Genomic DNA, 212 nt, shown 5'->3' with positions numbered 1-212 from the left:
TACTTTGATCACGCTGGTTGCTGGCCCGATGAACGGCATGCTGACGCTGAACCTGGACGGCACCTTCACCTATACCCCGGACCTGGACTTCAACGGGATGGACACCTTTGAGTACTCCTACTGTGATGGGGGCACACCCGAGCTGTGCGATACGGCATCGGTGGACATCACGGTGAACGCGGTAAACGATGCGCCGATAGCCAACAACGATA

Annotated in this window: 1 protein-coding gene; it reads left to right on the top strand. The window is 57.1% G+C overall.

The genetic code is table 11. The features are described from left to right. A partial coding sequence (locus FRY97_RS22885) for an Ig-like domain-containing protein (RefSeq protein ID WP_170254930.1) occupies positions 1–212 on the top strand: 212 nt, incomplete at both ends.

Source organism: Phaeodactylibacter luteus (assembly GCF_007993045.1).
GTDB classification, from domain to species: Bacteria; Bacteroidota; Bacteroidia; order Chitinophagales; family Saprospiraceae; genus Phaeodactylibacter; species Phaeodactylibacter luteus.
This window is presented reverse-complemented; position numbering and strand designations above follow the sequence as displayed.